The 16,844-nt window shown below is 69.7% G+C and carries 15 protein-coding genes; 9 read left to right on the top strand and 6 right to left on the bottom strand.

Translation table 11 applies throughout. From position 1 onward, the window contains the following. The first annotated feature begins 38 nt into the window (after positions 1-38). From ACQEU1_RS41950 to ACQEU1_RS41940, 3 genes are all read left to right on the top strand, one after another. Positions 39-935: an anti-sigma factor RsbA family regulatory protein gene (locus tag ACQEU1_RS41950; RefSeq protein ID WP_433215334.1), complete on the top strand. Its 897-nt coding sequence runs from the start codon at positions 39-41 to the stop codon at positions 933-935. Positions 936-996: 61 nt separating this feature from the next. Then, the gene (locus ACQEU1_RS41945) at positions 997-2,295 is read left to right on the top strand and encodes a wax ester/triacylglycerol synthase family O-acyltransferase (RefSeq protein WP_433215331.1); all 1,299 of its coding nucleotides are present in this window, start codon (positions 997-999) and stop codon (positions 2,293-2,295) included. 21 nt (positions 2,296-2,316) lie between these two features. Beyond that, a complete protein-coding gene (locus ACQEU1_RS41940) occupies positions 2,317-2,982 on the top strand; it encodes an HAD family hydrolase (RefSeq protein ID WP_433215328.1) in 666 nt (221 codons plus the stop codon). 440 nt (positions 2,983-3,422) lie between these two features. On the opposite strand, the gene ACQEU1_RS41935 is transcribed toward ACQEU1_RS41940, so the two are convergent. The 4 genes from ACQEU1_RS41935 to ACQEU1_RS41920 form a co-directional block, all read right to left on the bottom strand. Then, positions 3,423-4,685: a serine/threonine-protein kinase gene (locus tag ACQEU1_RS41935; protein ID WP_433215325.1), complete on the bottom strand. Its 1,263-nt coding sequence runs from the start codon at positions 4,683-4,685 to the stop codon at positions 3,423-3,425. Between the two features lie 74 nt (positions 4,686-4,759). After that, entirely contained in the window at positions 4,760-5,986 is a 1,227-nt protein-coding gene (locus tag ACQEU1_RS41930) for an ATP-grasp domain-containing protein (protein WP_433215322.1), read from the bottom strand. A gap of 93 nt (positions 5,987-6,079) precedes the next feature. Continuing rightward, positions 6,080-6,697 carry a ScbR family autoregulator-binding transcription factor gene (locus tag ACQEU1_RS41925; RefSeq protein WP_433215319.1) on the bottom strand — a complete coding sequence of 206 codons (618 nt, stop codon included), beginning with the start codon at positions 6,695-6,697 and terminating at the stop codon, positions 6,080-6,082. Beyond that, a complete protein-coding gene (locus tag ACQEU1_RS41920; RefSeq protein ID WP_433215316.1) occupies positions 6,694-7,104 on the bottom strand; it encodes a nuclear transport factor 2 family protein in 411 nt (136 codons plus the stop codon). Before ACQEU1_RS41920 ends, ACQEU1_RS41925 begins: the two co-directional genes overlap by 4 nt. A 207-nt stretch (positions 7,105-7,311) precedes the next feature. Between ACQEU1_RS41920 and ACQEU1_RS41915 the strand changes: the two genes are divergently transcribed. From ACQEU1_RS41915 to ACQEU1_RS41900, 4 genes are all read left to right on the top strand, one after another. Beyond that, entirely contained in the window at positions 7,312-7,638 is a 327-nt protein-coding gene (locus ACQEU1_RS41915; protein ID WP_433215313.1) for a helix-turn-helix domain-containing protein, read from the top strand. Positions 7,639-7,875: 237 nt separating this feature from the next. Further along, positions 7,876-9,267: a glycosyl hydrolase family 28 protein gene (locus ACQEU1_RS41910; protein ID WP_433215310.1), complete on the top strand. Its 1,392-nt coding sequence runs from the start codon at positions 7,876-7,878 to the stop codon at positions 9,265-9,267. A 4-nt stretch (positions 9,268-9,271) separates the two neighbouring features. Beyond that, on the top strand, positions 9,272-10,648 hold the full coding sequence (locus ACQEU1_RS41905) for a glycoside hydrolase family 28 protein (protein ID WP_433215307.1): 1,377 nt from the start codon (positions 9,272-9,274) through the stop codon (positions 10,646-10,648). Continuing rightward, positions 10,645-13,020 (top strand): glycoside hydrolase family 31 protein, encoded by a 2,376-nt coding sequence (locus tag ACQEU1_RS41900; RefSeq protein ID WP_433215304.1) that lies wholly within the window; start codon positions 10,645-10,647, stop codon positions 13,018-13,020. Before ACQEU1_RS41905 ends, ACQEU1_RS41900 begins: the two co-directional genes overlap by 4 nt. Here ACQEU1_RS41900 and ACQEU1_RS41895 read toward each other — a convergent pair. After that, a complete protein-coding gene (locus ACQEU1_RS41895; RefSeq protein ID WP_433215301.1) occupies positions 13,007-13,468 on the bottom strand; it encodes a MarR family winged helix-turn-helix transcriptional regulator in 462 nt (153 codons plus the stop codon). The genes ACQEU1_RS41900 and ACQEU1_RS41895 overlap by 14 nt on opposite strands. Positions 13,469-13,545: 77 nt before the next feature. Here ACQEU1_RS41895 and ACQEU1_RS41890 point away from each other — a divergent pair, with 77 nt between their 5' ends. Together ACQEU1_RS41890 and ACQEU1_RS41885 are read left to right on the top strand one after the other, a co-directional pair. Then, on the top strand, positions 13,546-14,694 hold the full coding sequence (locus tag ACQEU1_RS41890) for an FAD-dependent monooxygenase (protein ID WP_433215298.1): 1,149 nt from the start codon (positions 13,546-13,548) through the stop codon (positions 14,692-14,694). 56 nt (positions 14,695-14,750) lie between these two features. After that, on the top strand, positions 14,751-15,542 hold the full coding sequence (locus ACQEU1_RS41885) for an intradiol ring-cleavage dioxygenase (RefSeq protein ID WP_433215295.1): 792 nt from the start codon (positions 14,751-14,753) through the stop codon (positions 15,540-15,542). Here ACQEU1_RS41885 and ACQEU1_RS41880 read toward each other — a convergent pair. Beyond that, positions 15,516-16,820 carry a PucR family transcriptional regulator gene (locus tag ACQEU1_RS41880; RefSeq protein WP_433215292.1) on the bottom strand — a complete coding sequence of 435 codons (1,305 nt, stop codon included), beginning with the start codon at positions 16,818-16,820 and terminating at the stop codon, positions 15,516-15,518. The two genes, ACQEU1_RS41885 and ACQEU1_RS41880, sit on opposite strands and share 27 nt — an antisense overlap. Between the last annotated feature and the right edge of the window lie 24 nt (positions 16,821-16,844).

Genomic DNA, 16,844 nt, shown 5'->3' with positions numbered 1-16,844 from the left:
TGGTGACCTGCCGCAGTCGCCGACTCACCGGGAAGCCGATGAACTCCGTTGCCCCGTTCGCCCACGAAGCCCTGTTCTACCGCGACGAGGACACGTTCCTCGCCGGTACGGCGCGGTTCGTGGCGGACGGCGTCGACAACGACGAGCCGGTGCTGGTGGCGGTGCCGGAGGCGAACATCGGGCCGTTGCGCGAACGGCTGGGCGGCCAGGCGGACCAGGTGCACTTCATCGACATGACCGAGGCGGGCCGCAACCCCGGCCGGATCATCCCCGGTGTGCTGATGGCGTTCAGCGCGGGCACGCGGCGGCGGTTCCGGATGGTCGGCGAGCCGATGTGGCCCGGCCGCACCGATCTGGAGTACCCGGCGTGCGTGCAGCACGAGGCGTTGATCAACACGGCGTTCGAGGGCAGGGCCGGCGTGATCCTGTGCCCGTACGACGCGTCGGCGTTGCCGGGGCACGTGCTGGAGGACGCGCGGCGCACGCATCCGGTGGTGATCGACGGCGAGCGGCGCGTGGCGAGCGAGTGGTACACCGACCCGACCGGGCTCTCGGACATCTACAACGTGCCGTTGCCTCCACCGCCCCCTGAGCGCGAGGAGCACCCGTTCACCGTCGGAACGCTCGCGCACATGCGGCGGCTGGTCTCGCAGTACGCGCACTGGTTGCGCCGCGAGCAGTGCGAGGACCTCGTGCTGGCCGTGAACGAGCTCGCGACCAACAGCATCCTGCACGCGTCGGGCCGCGGGGTGCTGCGGATGTGGCGCGAGGGCGACGCGGCGGTCTGCGAGGTGAGCGACACGGGCACCGGTCTCCCGCCGTCGTTCACGGGTCTCTCCGGCTTCGGGATCGTGATGGTGAACCTGTTGTGTGACCTGGTTCGCACCCACACGAGTCACAGCGGTACCACCGTTCGAGTGTACTTGGGGCGGTAGGGAGTCACCGCCATCTCATCGCAATGCGCCCGACACGCGGACCTGTTTTCCTGGCACAGCTATGACAGACCACCTCTCCCCCCTCGACATCGCCTTCCTCGCAATGGAGGGCGACACCAATCCGTTGCACCTCGGCGCGGTCGCGACCTTCGCACCGTCCACTCCGGTGCATCCGGCCCGCATCGCAGCCGTCCTCTGCGAACGGGCGCAAGAGATTCCGCGCCTGCGCCAACGGGCGCGCTCGTCGTTGCTCGGCGGCGCGCGCTGGGTGGAGGACCCCGGCTTCGCGCCGGAGGACCACGTCTTCACGCACCACGTGCGCGGTCGTGACCGGTTCGCCACGCTGGTGTCGCACCTCATGGCGCAGCCGCTCGACCTGGCGCGCCCGCCGTGGGAGCTGCACGTGATCACAGGTCTGGCGGGCGGCCGGTTCGCCGTGGTGGCGAAGCTGCACCACTCGTTGTGCGACGGCATGAAGGCCGTTGGCCTGGGAATTCAGCTCTTCGACCCGTCCCGGCTGTCCATTCCGGACGCTGCTTCGGAGCCGTCGCGGTCGCTGCTGCCGTCCCTCCCGACGCTGCGCGGCATCAAGGACACCTTCGACATCGCGTCGTCGGTCCTGATGAACACCCGCCCGCCGACGCTGAACTCGCCGGTGCTCACCGCGTCCACCCGGCCACGCCGCGTGGTGATGTCGCGCGTGGATCTTCCGGACGTGCACCGAATCCGCCGGGCCCACGGCGGCACCGTCAACGACGTGATGCTCGCCCTGGTCACGGGTGCCTTGCGCCACTGGCTTTCCGCGCACGGCAGCGCGGGCCCGGACTCCGTCGTCCGCGCCCTCATCCCGGTTAACCAGCGCTCACGCTCAGGCGACGGCGCCTCGGGCAACCAGATCTCGGGCTTCCTGGTGTCCCTGCCGGTCGGCGTCGCCGACCCGGTGGAACGGCTGACCTCGGTGCGCCTGCAGATGGAGTCCGCGAAGGCGGCGGGCCCCGACCGGGGCGCCGGCGCGTTGCCCCTGCTGGCCGACCGCGTCCCGGCTCTCGTGCACCGCCTGGCGGCGCCGGTGATGGGCCGCTGCGCACCGCTGCTCTTCGACACGCTGGTCACGTCCGTGCCGCTGCCGTCCGTACCCCTGTCCCTGGACGGCGCCGCGCTGTGCGAGCTGTACCCGGTGGCGCCGGTCGCCCCTGGCCACGCCGTGGGCATCGCGCTTTCGGTGTACCGCAACGCCGTGCACGTCTGCCTCAACACCAACCAGTCGTGGATGTCGGACGCCACCTGGCTCGACGGCGTGCTGCGCCGCGAGCTGGCGGCGCTGCAGGAGACCCGCGAGCTGGTGGGTTTGCCGAGGTAGGGGCACGGGCAAACCTGATCCATGAGCAACACCCTGGTCCTCGACGTGGACGGCACCCTGGTCGACACCAACTACCACCACACGGTGGCGTGGCTGCGCGCGTTCTCCGACGCGGGCGTCACCGTGCCCGGCTGGCGGGTGCACCGAGCCATCGGCATGGGCGGCGACAAACTGGTCGCCGCCGTGGCGGGCGACCACGTCGAGCAGGAGCACGGCGACTCGCTGCGCGCGGACTGGGAACGTCACTTCGACGCGCTGCTGCCCGAGATCCAGCCGTTCGAGGGCGCACACCGCCTGGTCAGGGCCGCCCTGGACCTCGACCTGGCCGTGGTGCTCGCGAGCTCGGGCAAGAGCAAGCACGTCGAGCACTACCTGAAGCTGATCGACCCCGGCGACGTCGCCTGGACGACGTCCGACGACGTGGACGCCAGCAAGCCGGAGCCGGACCTGATCGCCGTCGCGCTGCGCAAGGCGAACGCGACTCGGGCGGTCGTGATCGGCGACTCGGTGTGGGACTGCGAGGCGGCGGGCCGGGCCGGGCTGCCGTCGATCGGGCTGCTGACGGGTGGGTTCAGCGAGGACGAGCTGATCGACCGCGGGGCTTCCGCCGTGTACGCGGACCTGGACTCGCTGCGGGCCGAACTCGCGGACCTGCCGCTGGGCCCGGTAGACGCCCCGAACGCTTGAGCCCGCTGCCGGAACGTTCTTGGCCGACGAGACAGAGCGGCCGAGCCAGAGCAGCGCAGGACCACCGCACGAAACCAGCCACCGCCCCCGCCGCACACCCGACCGTCCCGCCACCCGCTGCGGCCGGAACTCCCGAACCCGCCGTTCGGGCCAGCCAGCGAACCGAACGCCTAAACTTTGCTGCCGGCACGTACTTGGCCGACGAGACAGAGCGGCGCAGGATCACCGCACGAAACCAGCCGTCGCCCCCACCGCACACCCAACCGTCCCGCCACCCGCTGCGTGCAGAACTCGCGCCGTTCATCCCGCCACCCGCTGCGGGCGCAACCGCGGACCCGCCGCAAAGCCCGGTGGACGCCCCGAACGCCTGAGCCCTGTCAGACCCGCTGTCTAAAATCGAAACTGGGGGAACCCGGCGGGCCCGTGTGTGTGGTGAGCGCTCATGGTTGCGTGGGCGCGAGCGACGGCGTCGAAGCCTCCGACGAGTTCTTGCGGTCCTTCTTCTTCTCCTTCTTCGACTTGGTCGGCTCCTCCGACTCCTCCGTCGTCTCCACCGACGACGTGGACGCCACACCCGCCCCGGGCTGCGGCGCACCGGGCACGCCCGGCGCCTCGCCGACCTCCGACCCGGACGGCGTCTGCACCACGGTCACCGTCGACGGCGTCACCGTTACGACGTGCGTGCGCGCGTCCGGCACCGCGGGGCGGTCGGCGGCCGGTGCCTCGGCACCGCCCGAGAAGTTCGCCACCACCACGGCCACGGCGGTCGCCGCCACGGCAGCTGCCGCGATCGCCAAGCGCTTGCCCCGCCGCGACCGGGGCTCGGGCACGACCACGACCGCGGGCTCGGCCACGGGTGAGTCCACCAGCAGCGCCGGCAGCCCGCGGCTCGCCTCGAAGGCCGCGTCCAGCGACCGCGCGCACTGCGCGGCGGAGGGGCGGGCGGCCGGGTCCATGTCCGTCATCGCCGACAGCAGCGACGACCACGCCAGCGGCAGGTCGACGGGAATCCTGGGCGCGCGGGCCAGCCGGGCCAGCGCCGCCTCGGCGTCGCCGCCGGGGTACTCGTTGCGGCCGGTCAGGCACTCCAGCAGCACCAGGCCGAGCGAGTACACGTCGGCGGCGGGTCCTACGTCGGTCCCGCGCACCTGCTCCGGCGACAGGTAGCCGGCGGTGCCGACCAGCACGCCGGAGGTGGTCACCCGCGTGACCTCAGCGACCAGCGCCAGGCCGAAGTCGGCGAGGTAGGCCTGCTTCTCCTCGTCGTCGATCAGGATGTTCGACGGCTTGATGTCGCGGTGCACCACGCCGAGCCCGTGCACGTGGTCGAGGACAGCGGCGATCTGCCCGCCGATGAGCGCCACGAACCGCGGCGGCAGGGGTTCGCGCATGCGTTGGCGCAGCGTGCCGCCGGGGATCTCGCGCATCACGTAGTACGGGCGGCGCGAGACGGAACCCGAGGCGTACACCGGGATGATGCCGGGGCAGTCCAGCGACGCCAGCATCGACGCCTCGCGTTGCAGGCGCAGCTCGTCGTCGGGCAGGCCGGGACCGGTGAAGATCTTCACGGCGACCGACGACTCGGACGATCTGTCGTACGCGCGGTACACCTCGGCCATGCCACCTGAGCCGAGCAGTGAACCGATCACGTAGCGGCCGTCGACCACTTCGCCCGTCAGGCCACCGTCCCAGCGCTCGCTCATGGGCCTCCGCTCCGTCGCGCAGCAGCAAACTAGCGGGTCGCGTGGAATCCGTGCCACCCGGTCGTACCTGACGATCACACGACGATCAGTCCGGCTTCGATCTCCCTGACGACCGCCTCGTCCCGTTCGAGCTGGTCAACGTCCGACGTGGCCAGCACTACCGAACCCAACGACGTCCACAGGTCATCGGTGCGGGGAACCGTGGAACCTTCCCGATACGGCAGCGCATCGCTCTGGTAACTCGGCAAAAGTGAGGCCAGCTCGTCAAAACGCACCGAGTTGCCGAGCTCTCCGGCCGCGGGCGACGACAGGTACACCGACTTCACGTGCTGGCGCTGCAGGTACCGGCCGACACGGGCGACGCCGTCGACGCGGTGCGCCACCATCCGGGTGATCTGACTCTCGCCGGTGCCGAGCAGGGTGAGTTCCTGTTGCGACGCACCGGCGAGGCGCGCGCCGATCTCGATCAGCCGCGGTCCGCCGGCGGTCATCATCACCTCGACGTGCGCGGGACCGTTGCGCACGCCGGTGGCTTCGAGCACCCGGCGCACGTAGGTGAACAGCACCTCGACGACCGGGTCCGCGGCGGGCACGAGCGTGTTCGACAGGTAGATGCCGAGCCGGTCGCCGCGACGCTCCTTCTCGTAGCGCCACACCGAGACCAGCCCGTGCTGCCCGTCGACCGAGTACGTGTCGACCTCGTACTCGGTGCCCACCGCGAGTTCCTGCACGAGCACCTTGTCGTTGCGGAGGTCGAGCTTGTTAACGCAGCCGAGGATCCGGTGGAACTTCGCCCGCCAGTCGTCGCCGGGCATCGCCACGAACACGTCGTCGGTGCCGCCGCTGCACTGCGGCTTCAGCACGATCGGCGCGTTCTCCAGCCCCTCGTGCTTCAACCAGCAGGCGACCTCGTCGGCGTTGTCGGTGCTGATCTGCCGCAGGTGCGGCACCTCGGCGGTGCGCAGCGCCACGGCCATCTGCCACTTGTCGCGGCGCGCGGACGAGAGCGTCAGCACGTTCGACCGGCCGGGCGCGATCAGCTCGGACAACGTCTCGGCGGCCTCGACGCCGGTCTCGGTGCCGGGCACGACGGCGATCGGGTCGCGCATCGCGAGCTTCGCGGCGAGCTCGTCCAGGTCGTGCAGCACGTGGATCTCGCTGAAGTCGTCGGGCGCCCAGGTGAGCCCGCGCGGAGGTTTCTCCGAGGTCAGCACGGCGATCGCCTCGACTCCCCGCTGCCGGAACGCCGGAGCGATTCCCCTGCCGGCCGAGTACGGGTCGACGACCACGATGCTGCTCACGCTTGCTCCTACCGTTGGCTCCCCTGACGAACGAGGAGGACAACGGCGGCCGCGCGAGCAGGCATTCCTGTCTCGATTGGGTCGAGACGACCATCACTCGAACCGCAACTTCTCCCGGACCGGAGCCGTCACCAGACAGCCGGAGGTCGCTCGCCACACCCGGCCGAGCCGCACGCCCAGGTCCGTACCGCCGCTCAGGGCCTGCGTCACGAACTGCAACCCGAGCAGCTCGGCCACGATCTGCTCGGCCGCGTGCCGCACGTTCACCTCCGGCCGCAGCTCACCGCGTTCGCGCGCCAGCGACAGCAGGTCGCGCACGACGGTGACCCAGCCGATCACCTGCGCGGCCGCCGCGACGTCGAAGAACACCGCCTCCCGCAACAGCTTCGCGCTCACCCGCACGGTCAGGTCGGTCTCCAGCCTGCGCACGAACTCGAACGACATCGAGATCAACGCCTGGATCGGCGACGGCTCGACGGCCAGCACCTCGTCGCGCAACCGGTGCCACAGCAGCGACTGCTCCTCGATGATCGCGACGCCGAGCGCCTCTTTGGAGCGAAAGTGACAGTAGAGCGCGCCTTTCGACACGTCCGCACGCGCGCACACGGCCGTGAGGCTGGAACCGGTGAACCCGTCGCGGTCGAACACCTCCGCAGCTGCACGAAGCAGGCGTGTCCTGGTGTGCGCCGCTCTCTCTCGTTGCGCGCTCATCCCCCGGTCCGCGCGAGACCGGTCGCGACGGCGGCGGCCAGCGTGTCCGGCAGGTGCCGGTACTGCTCGATCTCCCCGAGGTGCACGGACAGCACGGTGGTGAAGCGCGTCTCGACGGTCTCGCCGGTGGCCTGCACCCGCCAGCGCGCCAAGCCGATCACGGCCGCGTCTCCCCCGTCGACGATCACCTGGCGCGCCGAGAGCTGCTCCAGGCCGTAGGTGGCGAACAGGGTCAGGAACTGGGCCTCGACCTCACGCCTGCTGCGCGTGCCGAACGCCCACCGGGAGCCGTTCGGGTCGGGCGCCTCCCATTCCACGGCCGGTGCGCACAGCCGCGCGATGCCGGGTGCGTCCTGTGCCGCGAGGCGGGCCAGGAACACCTGCACCACTTCGACCGTCGAGAGCATTTCCCCACACTAACAAGGCGCGCGAAAAGTCGGCGCGCACACCCCATTGGACCAGTTGCGTTTCCTCCGAACAACCGATCAAGCCATTCCATCGGTGGCTGAACTTTCAACGACCGCCGGTATCACCGCAATGCACGGCACGAACTCGCGGACTTTGCGGCACTGTGGGCGTAGTACCCCGTCATCTCATGGAAACGGAGCAGAACCGTGCTCAAGGCAGTCCCCCAGGCCCACGAGCACCTGGCCACCAGGCCGATCACCGACCTGATTCCCCAGGCACGGCGGGCGCAGGGCCTCACGCAGCGCGAACTCGCCGACCTGTTGTGCGAGATCTCACAAAACGACAGCGTCACTCGTGAAGAAGTGTCGAGGTGGGAACGCGGCAAACGCATTCCCGGCCCCTACTGGCGCGCCTGGATCAGTGCGGCGCTCGACGTGCCGCACGCCGAGGTCGACCGAGCGGCCCTCGCCGAACGCCAATACCGGAGGACCAGGACGGAAGTCCGCACCAACCACCGGGTGAATACTTTGTGATGCCCAGCGGACCGCCGCGAGAATTGCCCTGAATTCACTTTCGGCAAGCCGCGGTGGTAATGCGCCGGTCGCCGTCGAACGCGACCGGCGAGACCTCGGAGGGCCGTGCCGCCAGGACGCCAGACCCGTTGACTTGAAGCCAGGCACCGGTGTAGACATCGGTTGAAAAGGTTTACACATCCTTCTCATCGCCGCCGCTCGCAGACGCACCACCGCATGCGCGCGAAAGGACGGCCGATGCAGACCAACCGCCGCGACTTCCTCAAGGTCGCGGGCACCACCGCAGGCGTCACGCTCCTCGGCGGCTCGCTGCCCGCCGCCGCCCAGGACGCGGCGCCGTGGGACCAGGTGCCGCAGATCCTCTCCAGGATCGTCCCGCCCACGTTCCCCGCCGCCAGGTTCGACATCACGACCTACGGCGCCAAGGGCGACGGCAGGACCAAGAACACCGAAGCCTTCAAAAAGGCGATCGAGGCCTGCAACGCCGCAGGTGGCGGCCACGTCGTCGTCCCGAAGGGCACCTTCCTGACCGGCGCGGTCACCCTGCTCAGCAACGTCGACCTCGTCGTCTCCCAGGACGCGACGATCAGGTTCTCGACCGACCCCAAGGACTACCCGCTGGTCTACACGCGGTGGCAGGGCATCGAGTGCATGAACTTCTCTTCGTTCATCTACGCCCGCAAGGCCGAGAACGTCGCGATCACCGGACCGGGCCTGATCGACGGTCAGGGCCCCTCCGGCCCGTGGTTCGACTACGACGGCAAGCGCCAGCCCGACTGGGAGAAGCTGCAGAAGCAGGCCGTCGACAACGTGCCCGTCACGGACCGGAAGTTCGGCATGGGCCACTACCTCAAGCCGAACATGATCACGCTGTACGAGTGCCGCAACGTCCTCGTCGAAGGCGTCCGGCTGCGCAACTCCGCCATGTGGAACGTGCATCCCGTGCTGTGCACCAACGTCACGGTCCGCGACATCTTCGTCTACAGCCGCGGCGGCATGGTCGACGGCTGCGACCCCGAGTCCTCGCAGTACGTGCACATCACCGGCTGCCGGTTCGACTGCGGCGACGACGGCATCGCGATCAAGGCCGGGCGCGACACCGACGGGCGCCGCATCGGCGTCCCCAGCGAGAACATCGTGATCGAGAACTGCTCGTTCGAGGGCCGCTGGGGCGCGCTCACGGTCGGCAGCGAGATGTCCGGCGGTGTCCGGAACGTCTTCTTCCAGGACTGCACGGTGAAGAAGGGCTCGTCGTACAAGCCCTTCCACGTCCTGTACATCAAGACGAACAAGCGGCGCGGCGGCACCGTCGAGAACGTCCACGCCCGCCGGATCAAGGCCACCGACGTCGACCGCGAGGCGATCGTGGTGACGCTCAACTACAGCCTCACCGGTCCCGGCTTCGGCCCGATCGTGAACCCCAGGGTGCAGAACATCACCGCCGACGGGTTCACCGTCAGCGGCGTCAAGAAGACCGCGGTCACCCTGGACGGCCTGGCCGAGTCGCACATCCGCGACGTCACCGTCTCCAACAGCACCTTCACGAACGTGACCACCGCGAAGCCGAGCATCAAGAACGCGGACGGCACCACGTTCACCAACGTGACCATCAACGGCAAGAAGGTCTGAACCGATGTCCTTGTCTCGTCGTGATCTCGCGCGCGTGTCGGGCCTGACCGCCGCCGGACTGCTGCTGCCGGCCGGTGTCGCGGAGGCCTCCGGGGACCCGTGGCGCGAGGTGCCGCTGATCCTCGCGAAGATCTGTCCACCGAGGTTTCGCAGGAGGGACTACGACGTCACCGCGTTCGGCGCGAAGGGGGACGGCCTCACCAAGAACACCGAGGCGTTCCGGCGCGCGATCACGGCGTGCCACCGCGCCGGCGGCGGCCGGGTCGTGGTCCCGCAGGGCACCTTCCTCACCGGGGGCATCACACTTCTGTCCGATGTGGAGCTGCACGTGAGAGCAGGCGCCACGGTCAAGTTCTCCACCGACCCCGAGGACTACCTGCCGCTCGTGCTCACCCGCTGGGAGGGCACGCTCTGCTACAACTACCGGCCGTTCATCTACGCGTTCGAGCAGCAGAACATCGCGATCACCGGCCACGGCACGATCGACGGCGACGCGCCCAGCGGCAAGTGGGCGAGCTGGGGCGCGGGCTCCACGCCGTTGCTGCGCCAGTGGGGCGAGGACGGCGTCCCGGTCGAGCAACGGGTCATGGGGCCGGGGAAGAACATGCGCCCCAACATGATCCAGTTCTTCCGCTGCCGGAACCTGCTGGTCGAGGACGTGCTGATCAAGAACCCGGCGATGTGGTCGCTGCACTTCGTGTTCTCGCGCAACATCACCGTGCGGCGGATCGAGATCTACTCCACCAACTCCCAGGGTGACGGCGTCGACCTCGACTCGTCCTCCTACGCGCACGTGCACGACTCGAAGTTCAACACCAACGACGACTGCGTCGTGGTGAAGTGCGGCCGGGACGCGGACGGCCGCAGGGTCGGCATCCCCTCCGCCCACATCGTCGTGGAGCGCTGCAAGTTCTCCGGACGCTGGGGCGGGATCACGATCGGCAGCGAGATGTCCGGTGGTGTGCGCAAGGTCTTCTGCCGCGACTGCGAGATCAACGCGCCGGACTACCCCGGCCGCTACCCGATCAAGCACGCTCTCTACGTCAAGACCAACCAGGACCGCGGCGGCGTGATCGACGGTGTGCACCTGCGCAACGTCTTCGGCCGGAACGTCGAACGCGAGGTCCTCTTCGTGTCGATGTACTACCAGAACGGCGGCACGAAAGGCTTCTTCCCCCGGATCGACAACCTCACCGTCGACCGGATGCGGATCGACGGCGGCAAGATCGCCGCCACGTTCCGCGGCTTCCCGCAGCAGCACATCCGCGACGTCCGGATCACCAACTCGACCTTCACCGGGATCGCCGAGCCGAACCTGGTCGAGCACACGGACGGCCTGGTGTTCCGCAACACCACGATCAACGGGGCGGTGCCGGCATGAGATACCTGCTGACGCTCCTGCTGGTCACCGCGGGACTGACCGCCGGTGCCCCGATCGCCACGGCCGGTTCCGGCCTGTCCTGGAAGGCGGCCACCAGCCCGTTCGCGCTCGACTTCCGCGACGGCAGGACGCTGACCGGCCAGCGCGAGACGTTCTACCGGCTCAGCGACGGCACGCAGCACTCGCTGACGAACGTCGTGGCGCAGAAACGAGTGCCGAACGGCGTGCGCTACGTCGTGGCGACCACCGAAGGCACGAGGACAGCCGACGTCGTCGTCACCCGGACTCCCAGAGGTGTGCGGGTCGGCTGGACCCTGGAGCCGGCGACCGGCGTCGCACAGGTGTCGGCGAACCTCACCGGATCACTGGAGGAGCACTTCCTCGGCGGCGGCGCCCACACGATGTTCGTCGACCTGCAACGACGTGTGCTGCTCAACAAGGCGGTGTTCGTCGGCGCCTCGACGTTCGGCAAGTGCAACAAGAACGGCGCGCCTTCGACGTTCTTCCTGTCCAGCAACGGCTACGGCGTCTACGCCGACACGAAGGCCATCGGTCGCACGGCCTTCCCCGGTGCGGCGCCCGACGACCACTGCGCTGACAAGCCGGCGCCGTGCCCGGTGACGTTCGGCGTGCCGGACCGGATCCAGCTGTGCTTCAAGACCTCCCGGCTCGACTACGAGGTCTACGCCGGCACGCCGGAGCAGGTCAACCGCGCCTACTTCCAGCGCGTCGGCACGCCCGCGCTGCCGCCCGCACGTCAGTTCGCGCTGACCAAGTGGCGGGACAAGTACAACCACTCCGACGAGGTCGTCGAGGACGTCACGCAGTTCCAGGCCCGCGGCGTTCCGCTCGACACGCTCTGGGTCGACAACCCGTGGGAGCAAGGTCCAGAAGGCGCACGGCCGACGTACGCGTGCATCGGCGCGTTGAAGTTCGACAAGACCATGTACCCCGACGCGCAGGGCACGATCGACTGGATGCGTTCTCGTGGAGTGAACATGGGTGTGTGGGTGGCGCCGTTCCTGAACAAGACCTCGGACGGCAAGACGTGCCCGCACGACTACCCCGAGGGCTCGTTCGCGCAGTCCGACCGCACGAACGTGTGGGACATCGACCTCACGAACCCGGTGGCGCGCGCCCACTACGAGGCGAAGCTCGAAGCCGTCTTCCGGATGGGGGTGAACTTCGTGAAGGGCGACCGGGGCGAGGAGCACAACTTCGAGGAGACGACGTTCGCGGGCGGGCCCGGCACGCTGATCCACAACCGGTACCCGTTGCTGTACGCGGAATCCGTGGTGAAGACGCTGCGGAAGGTGCACGGCGACGACTACACGACGTTGTTCCGCGCGGGCGGCGACGGCATGCCGGGAATCCTGCACGGCTTCTGGCAGGCCGACGCGGACATGAGCTTCGACGGGCTGCGCCTCACGACCCGGCGCGGCCTCAACTCGTGGATCTCCGGCCACCCCGTGCACGGCTCGGACATCGGCGGCTACCGCAACCTCGGCGGCGGCCCGTCGGAGTCGCTGTTCGTGCGCTGGGCGCAGCAGTCGGCGGTGACGCCGGTGTTCCAGGTCGGCAGCTCCGGCCGCAACGCGACGCCGTGGGTGTACGACGCGGCGACGTTCGACCGGTTCCGGCGCGCCGCCGTGCTGCACTACGAACTGTTCCCGTACCTGTACGCGCAGGCCGTGCGCGCTTCACGGGACGGAACGCCCATCACGCAACCGATGGCGTTCCGCTACCCCGGCGAGGAGGCCGCGTGGAAGGCCGACCAGCAGTTCATGGTCGGGCCGGACCTGCTCGCGGCGCCCGTCACGGCCGACCGCGCGGAAACCGACGGCGCGGCGGGCAGACCGACCCCGGTCGACGTCTGGCTGCCGCGCGGCGAGTGGATCGACCTGTTCTCCGGTCAGCGGGTGAGCGGCGGGCGGACCGTGACGCGGGAGTCCACTTCGGACGAGTTCCCGCTCTACCTGCGGGCGTCGGCGGCCCTGCCGTTCAACTTCCGCACACCGGACGTCTGGGCGAAACCGTGGGGCGTGAACGACCTCGACCGGACCGACCGCGCGGGCTGGCTCGTGTCGCCGTCCGCCGACGGCAGGTTCGGGAAGCTGCAGGTCGACTCGTTCGGCAAGCACCTTCTCGTCACGTTGCGGGGCGCGCCGGCCGAGTCGCAGCTGATGGTGCCCGCGGACGTGCGGCGGGTCGTCGTCGACGGGCAGCCCGTGGGTTCCTCGACCGTGGAGGAGCTGCGCGGGAAGGCAACGGGCTGGGCGGCGGCCTCCTCGACGCCCGGCACGTTCGGTGGCACGGTGCTGAAGCTCCATCCCCGGCAGGGCTCCAGCACCGTGCTGCTCACTCTGCGGTGAAGTGCGCCTCGACGTCGGTCACGAAGCGGGCGAGCAGCCGGCCGAACGTCGCCTGGTCCTCCTCCGGCCAGTCGGCGAGCGCCTCGGCGAACCAGCCGAAGACCGCCGCGAGGTAACGCCCGGCCGCCGCGTCACCGGACTCCGCGAGCTCGACCAGCCGGGCGCGCTGGTCGCCGGGGTCGGTGACGCGGCGGACCAGGCCAGCGCGCTCCAGGTCGTGCAGGTGCCGCGTGACGTGCGGGCCGACGACCTGCATGCGCGTCGCGATCTCCCCCACCCGCAGCGGCCGGCCGGCCAGGCGCAGCGTGATGAGCACCGTCAGACCCGGCCGGTCGAGCGGGATCCCGACCTGCTCCATCGCCCGTTCGACCAGGTGGCTGCGGTTGAGCACGGTGCCCAGCCGCATCAGGTGCGGCAGCATCTCCGCGGGGTTCAGGGCATCGCCCATCGACTTACCTACCTAACTTAGGTATATGCTCGCGTCGGACAGAGAAGGATACCTAAGTTAGCTAGTTGGAGGCCGTCATGAGCTCAGTCCTGATCTCCGGTGCCAGCATCGCCGGTCCCGCGCTCGCGTTCTGGCTGCGCAGGCGCGGGCACGACGTCACGGTCGTGGAGAAGTCGCACGCCCTGCGCGGCGGTGGCTACCCGATCGACATCCGCGGGACGGCGTTGGCGGTGGTCGAGCGGATGGGCCTACTCCCCCGGCTGCGCGAGGCGCACGTGCACACGCGGCGGATCACCTTCCTCAACCCCGACGGCAGCACCATCACGTCGATCAGGCCGGAGGTGATCGCGGGCGGGGACGGCAACGACCTCGAGGTGCGGCGAGGCGACCTGGCCGAACTGCTCCACGACACCGTCCGCGACGACGTGGAGTTCCTGTTCGACAACAGCATCGTCGCGATGGACGAGCACTCGGACGGCGTGGACGTGACGTTCCGCAGCGGCCTGCGGCGCACGTACGACCACGTCATCGGCGCCGACGGACTGCACTCGGCCGTGCGCGAGCTCGCGTTCGGTCCCGAGGAGCGGTTCCACCGCTACCTCGGCTACTGCTTCGCCGGGTTCACCCTGCCCAACCACCTCGGGCTGCGCCAGGAAGCGGTGATGTGGAACGAACCCGGTCGTGCCGCGGCGTTGTACGCGGTGGGCACGGGCGAGAGCGTGCACGGCTTCCTCAGCTTCGGGCTGACCGAGGCGCCGTTCGGGGCGTTCCGCGACCCCGAGGCCCGGCGCGAGCTCGTGGCGTCGGTGTTCGCGGGGGACGGCTGGGAGGTGCCGGGACTGGTCAAGGCGATGAACGAGGCCGACGACCTGTTCTTCGACACGGTCAGCCAGATCCGCATGCCGCACTGGTCGTCCGGCCGGGTCGCACTGGTCGGCGACGCCGCGTACGCCCCGTCGTTCCTCACCGGCCAGGGCTCCAGCCTCGCCCTGGTCGGCGCCTACGTCCTCGCGGGACACCTGGGCGACTTCGCCGGGTACGAACGGGTCATGCGGCCGTTCGTGCTCGCGAACCAGGACCTCGTCGACGTGGGCGACGCCGAGCTGTTCCCCGGCACCGCCGAGGCGCTGGCCGCCCGCAACGAGGCGCTGCGCTCCCGCGAGACGATGCCCGCCGAGCCGGCCCGCCCCGAGCACTCGGCGCTGACGCTGCCCGACTTCAGCTAGCCACGAGACAGGTTCTCCACAGGCGCCTCACAGGATCCGGCCGCAATCTGAGTCGCATGACGGACAACCACGACCGCGGCCTCCAGTTCGACCTCGCCACGCTCTTCGGGCGCAGGCGGGCGTTGTCGCTGCTCGGCGGCGCAGGCCTCACGCTCGTGGCCTGCGCCCCGTCGACCACCACGCCCACCACTTCCAGTACTTCCAGCGCTTCCGCCGGTGCGGCGCTGGAGACGATCCCCGAGGAGACGGCCGGTCCGTACCCCGGCGACGGTTCCAACGGCCCGAACGCGTTGACGCAGAGCGGAATCGTGCGCTCGGACATCAGGTCGAGCTTCGGGTCGTCCACCCGCACCGCCGAGGGCGTGCGGCTGACGATCGACCTCACCGTGCGGAAGGAGGACGGCACGCCGTTCGCCGGCGCCGCGATCTACCTGTGGCACTGCGACATGAACGGCGACTACTCGATGTACTCGGACCGCGTGAAGGACGAGAACTTCCTGCGCGGCGTCCAGGAGGCCGACGCGTCCGGGAAGCTGAAGTTCGTCAGCGTGTTCCCCGGCGCGTACTCGGGCCGCTGGCCGCACATCCACTTCGAGGTCTACCCGAGCCTCGACGAGGCCACCAAGGCGGGCAACAAGATCGTCACCTCGCAGCTCGCGTTGCCCGAGACGACGTGCAAGGAGGTCTACGGCACCACCGGGTACACGCAGAGCGTCCGGAACATGTCGCGGACGTCGTTGCAGCAGGACATGGTGTTCCGCGACGGTACCGACGAGCAGATGGCGTCGATGTCGGGCGACGTCGCGTCCGGCTACACGGCCTCACTGACCTTCGCGGTGCAGGGCTAGCCACAACTCCGCGCGCAGGCCGGGCGAGTCGAGGGATTTTCGGAGTGCCTGTTCGGCCTTGCGGACCCGGTTCTTGAGGGTGTGGCGGTGAACGCCCAGCTCGGTGGCGGCCGGGTCCCAGGCGCCGTGGTGGCTCAGCCACGTCCTGAGCGTCTCGCGGGTCTCGGTGTCGAGGGGTTGGAGAAGTGCGTCCGCGAACCCTTCCGGCACCTTCAGGCTTCCTGCGAGGTCCTCGAACCGGCTTACACCAGCCTTCTTCGCTTGCTGGGCCTCGCGATAGCCGCGGGCGACACTCGTGGAGTCCACTTCGGACGACGCGTGGCCGGCTGATTCCGTTGCGAGCACGACGATCTGGCCGTCGTGCTCGGCCCAGAAGCCGTCGTCGGGCGGGTCGTCGGCGAGGAAGACGCGGAACCGTTGCGGCAGGCCTTCGACGCCGATTCCGTTGAGCAGCAACCGGAACTGACCGGTCCTCAGCTCGCGGTGGGCGGCGTCGAAGGCGTCGTTCCGGGCGAGGGCGAGGGTGAGCAGGGACGCGGCCGTGTTGACGATGTTGAGGTCGGCGTCGAGCGGCTCGGACGTGCCGACCGCGAGCACTCCCCTGGCGCGACTGCCCAGCGCCTGGAGGAACACGTGGAACCCGGCCACCTCCAACGCCGCGCTCGCCAGGCCACCCGAGGCGCGGACCTTCGCCACCGCCGCCGCCAAGTCGCCAGAAGGGGCGAGGCCGCCACTCGACACCAGGCCCGGAGCCAGCCGGGCGTTGTGGGCGTGCACCACCTCTCCCGACGCGCCGAGCAGCACCACCCAGCCGTTGATCCACTGGCCGAGCCGCCGCACCACCCCCGCGACCCCACCCCGCACCGCCGCCCTGGTCAACGCCCGCTGCGCCTCGCTCGTCCGCGTCAACGCCGCGTACTCGTCCGCCGCCAGCGCCTTCGAGACCGCCTTGCTGATCGCGATGAACGGCACGTGTCGCGGCACCTCCACCAGCCCCAGCCCGGACCGTTCCGCCTGCTCCACCAGCTCGGCCGGCACGACGTCGTGACTCAGTCCGGTCCCGAACCCGAGCCCGACCACCCCCGCGCGCACCAGCCGTTCGACATACCCAGGGGTCAAGGCGTTCAGGCCGGTCGTGAGCAGCAGCTCGCCGCCCTCCAGGAACGGCGTCGGGTCGGCGAGCTCGGTGCCGTGCACCCACCCGACCGGCCGTGACACGTCCCCGGCCAGCACCGGCAGCCCCAGCGAACGGGCCAGGTCGTGCAACGAGATCGGCATGCCATTTTGTACAACCCGCACTCG

It is taken from the genome of Lentzea sp. CA-135723 (assembly GCF_050936595.1).
In the GTDB taxonomy this organism is placed as follows: Bacteria; Actinomycetota; Actinomycetes; order Mycobacteriales; family Pseudonocardiaceae; genus Lentzea.
This window is presented reverse-complemented; position numbering and strand designations above follow the sequence as displayed.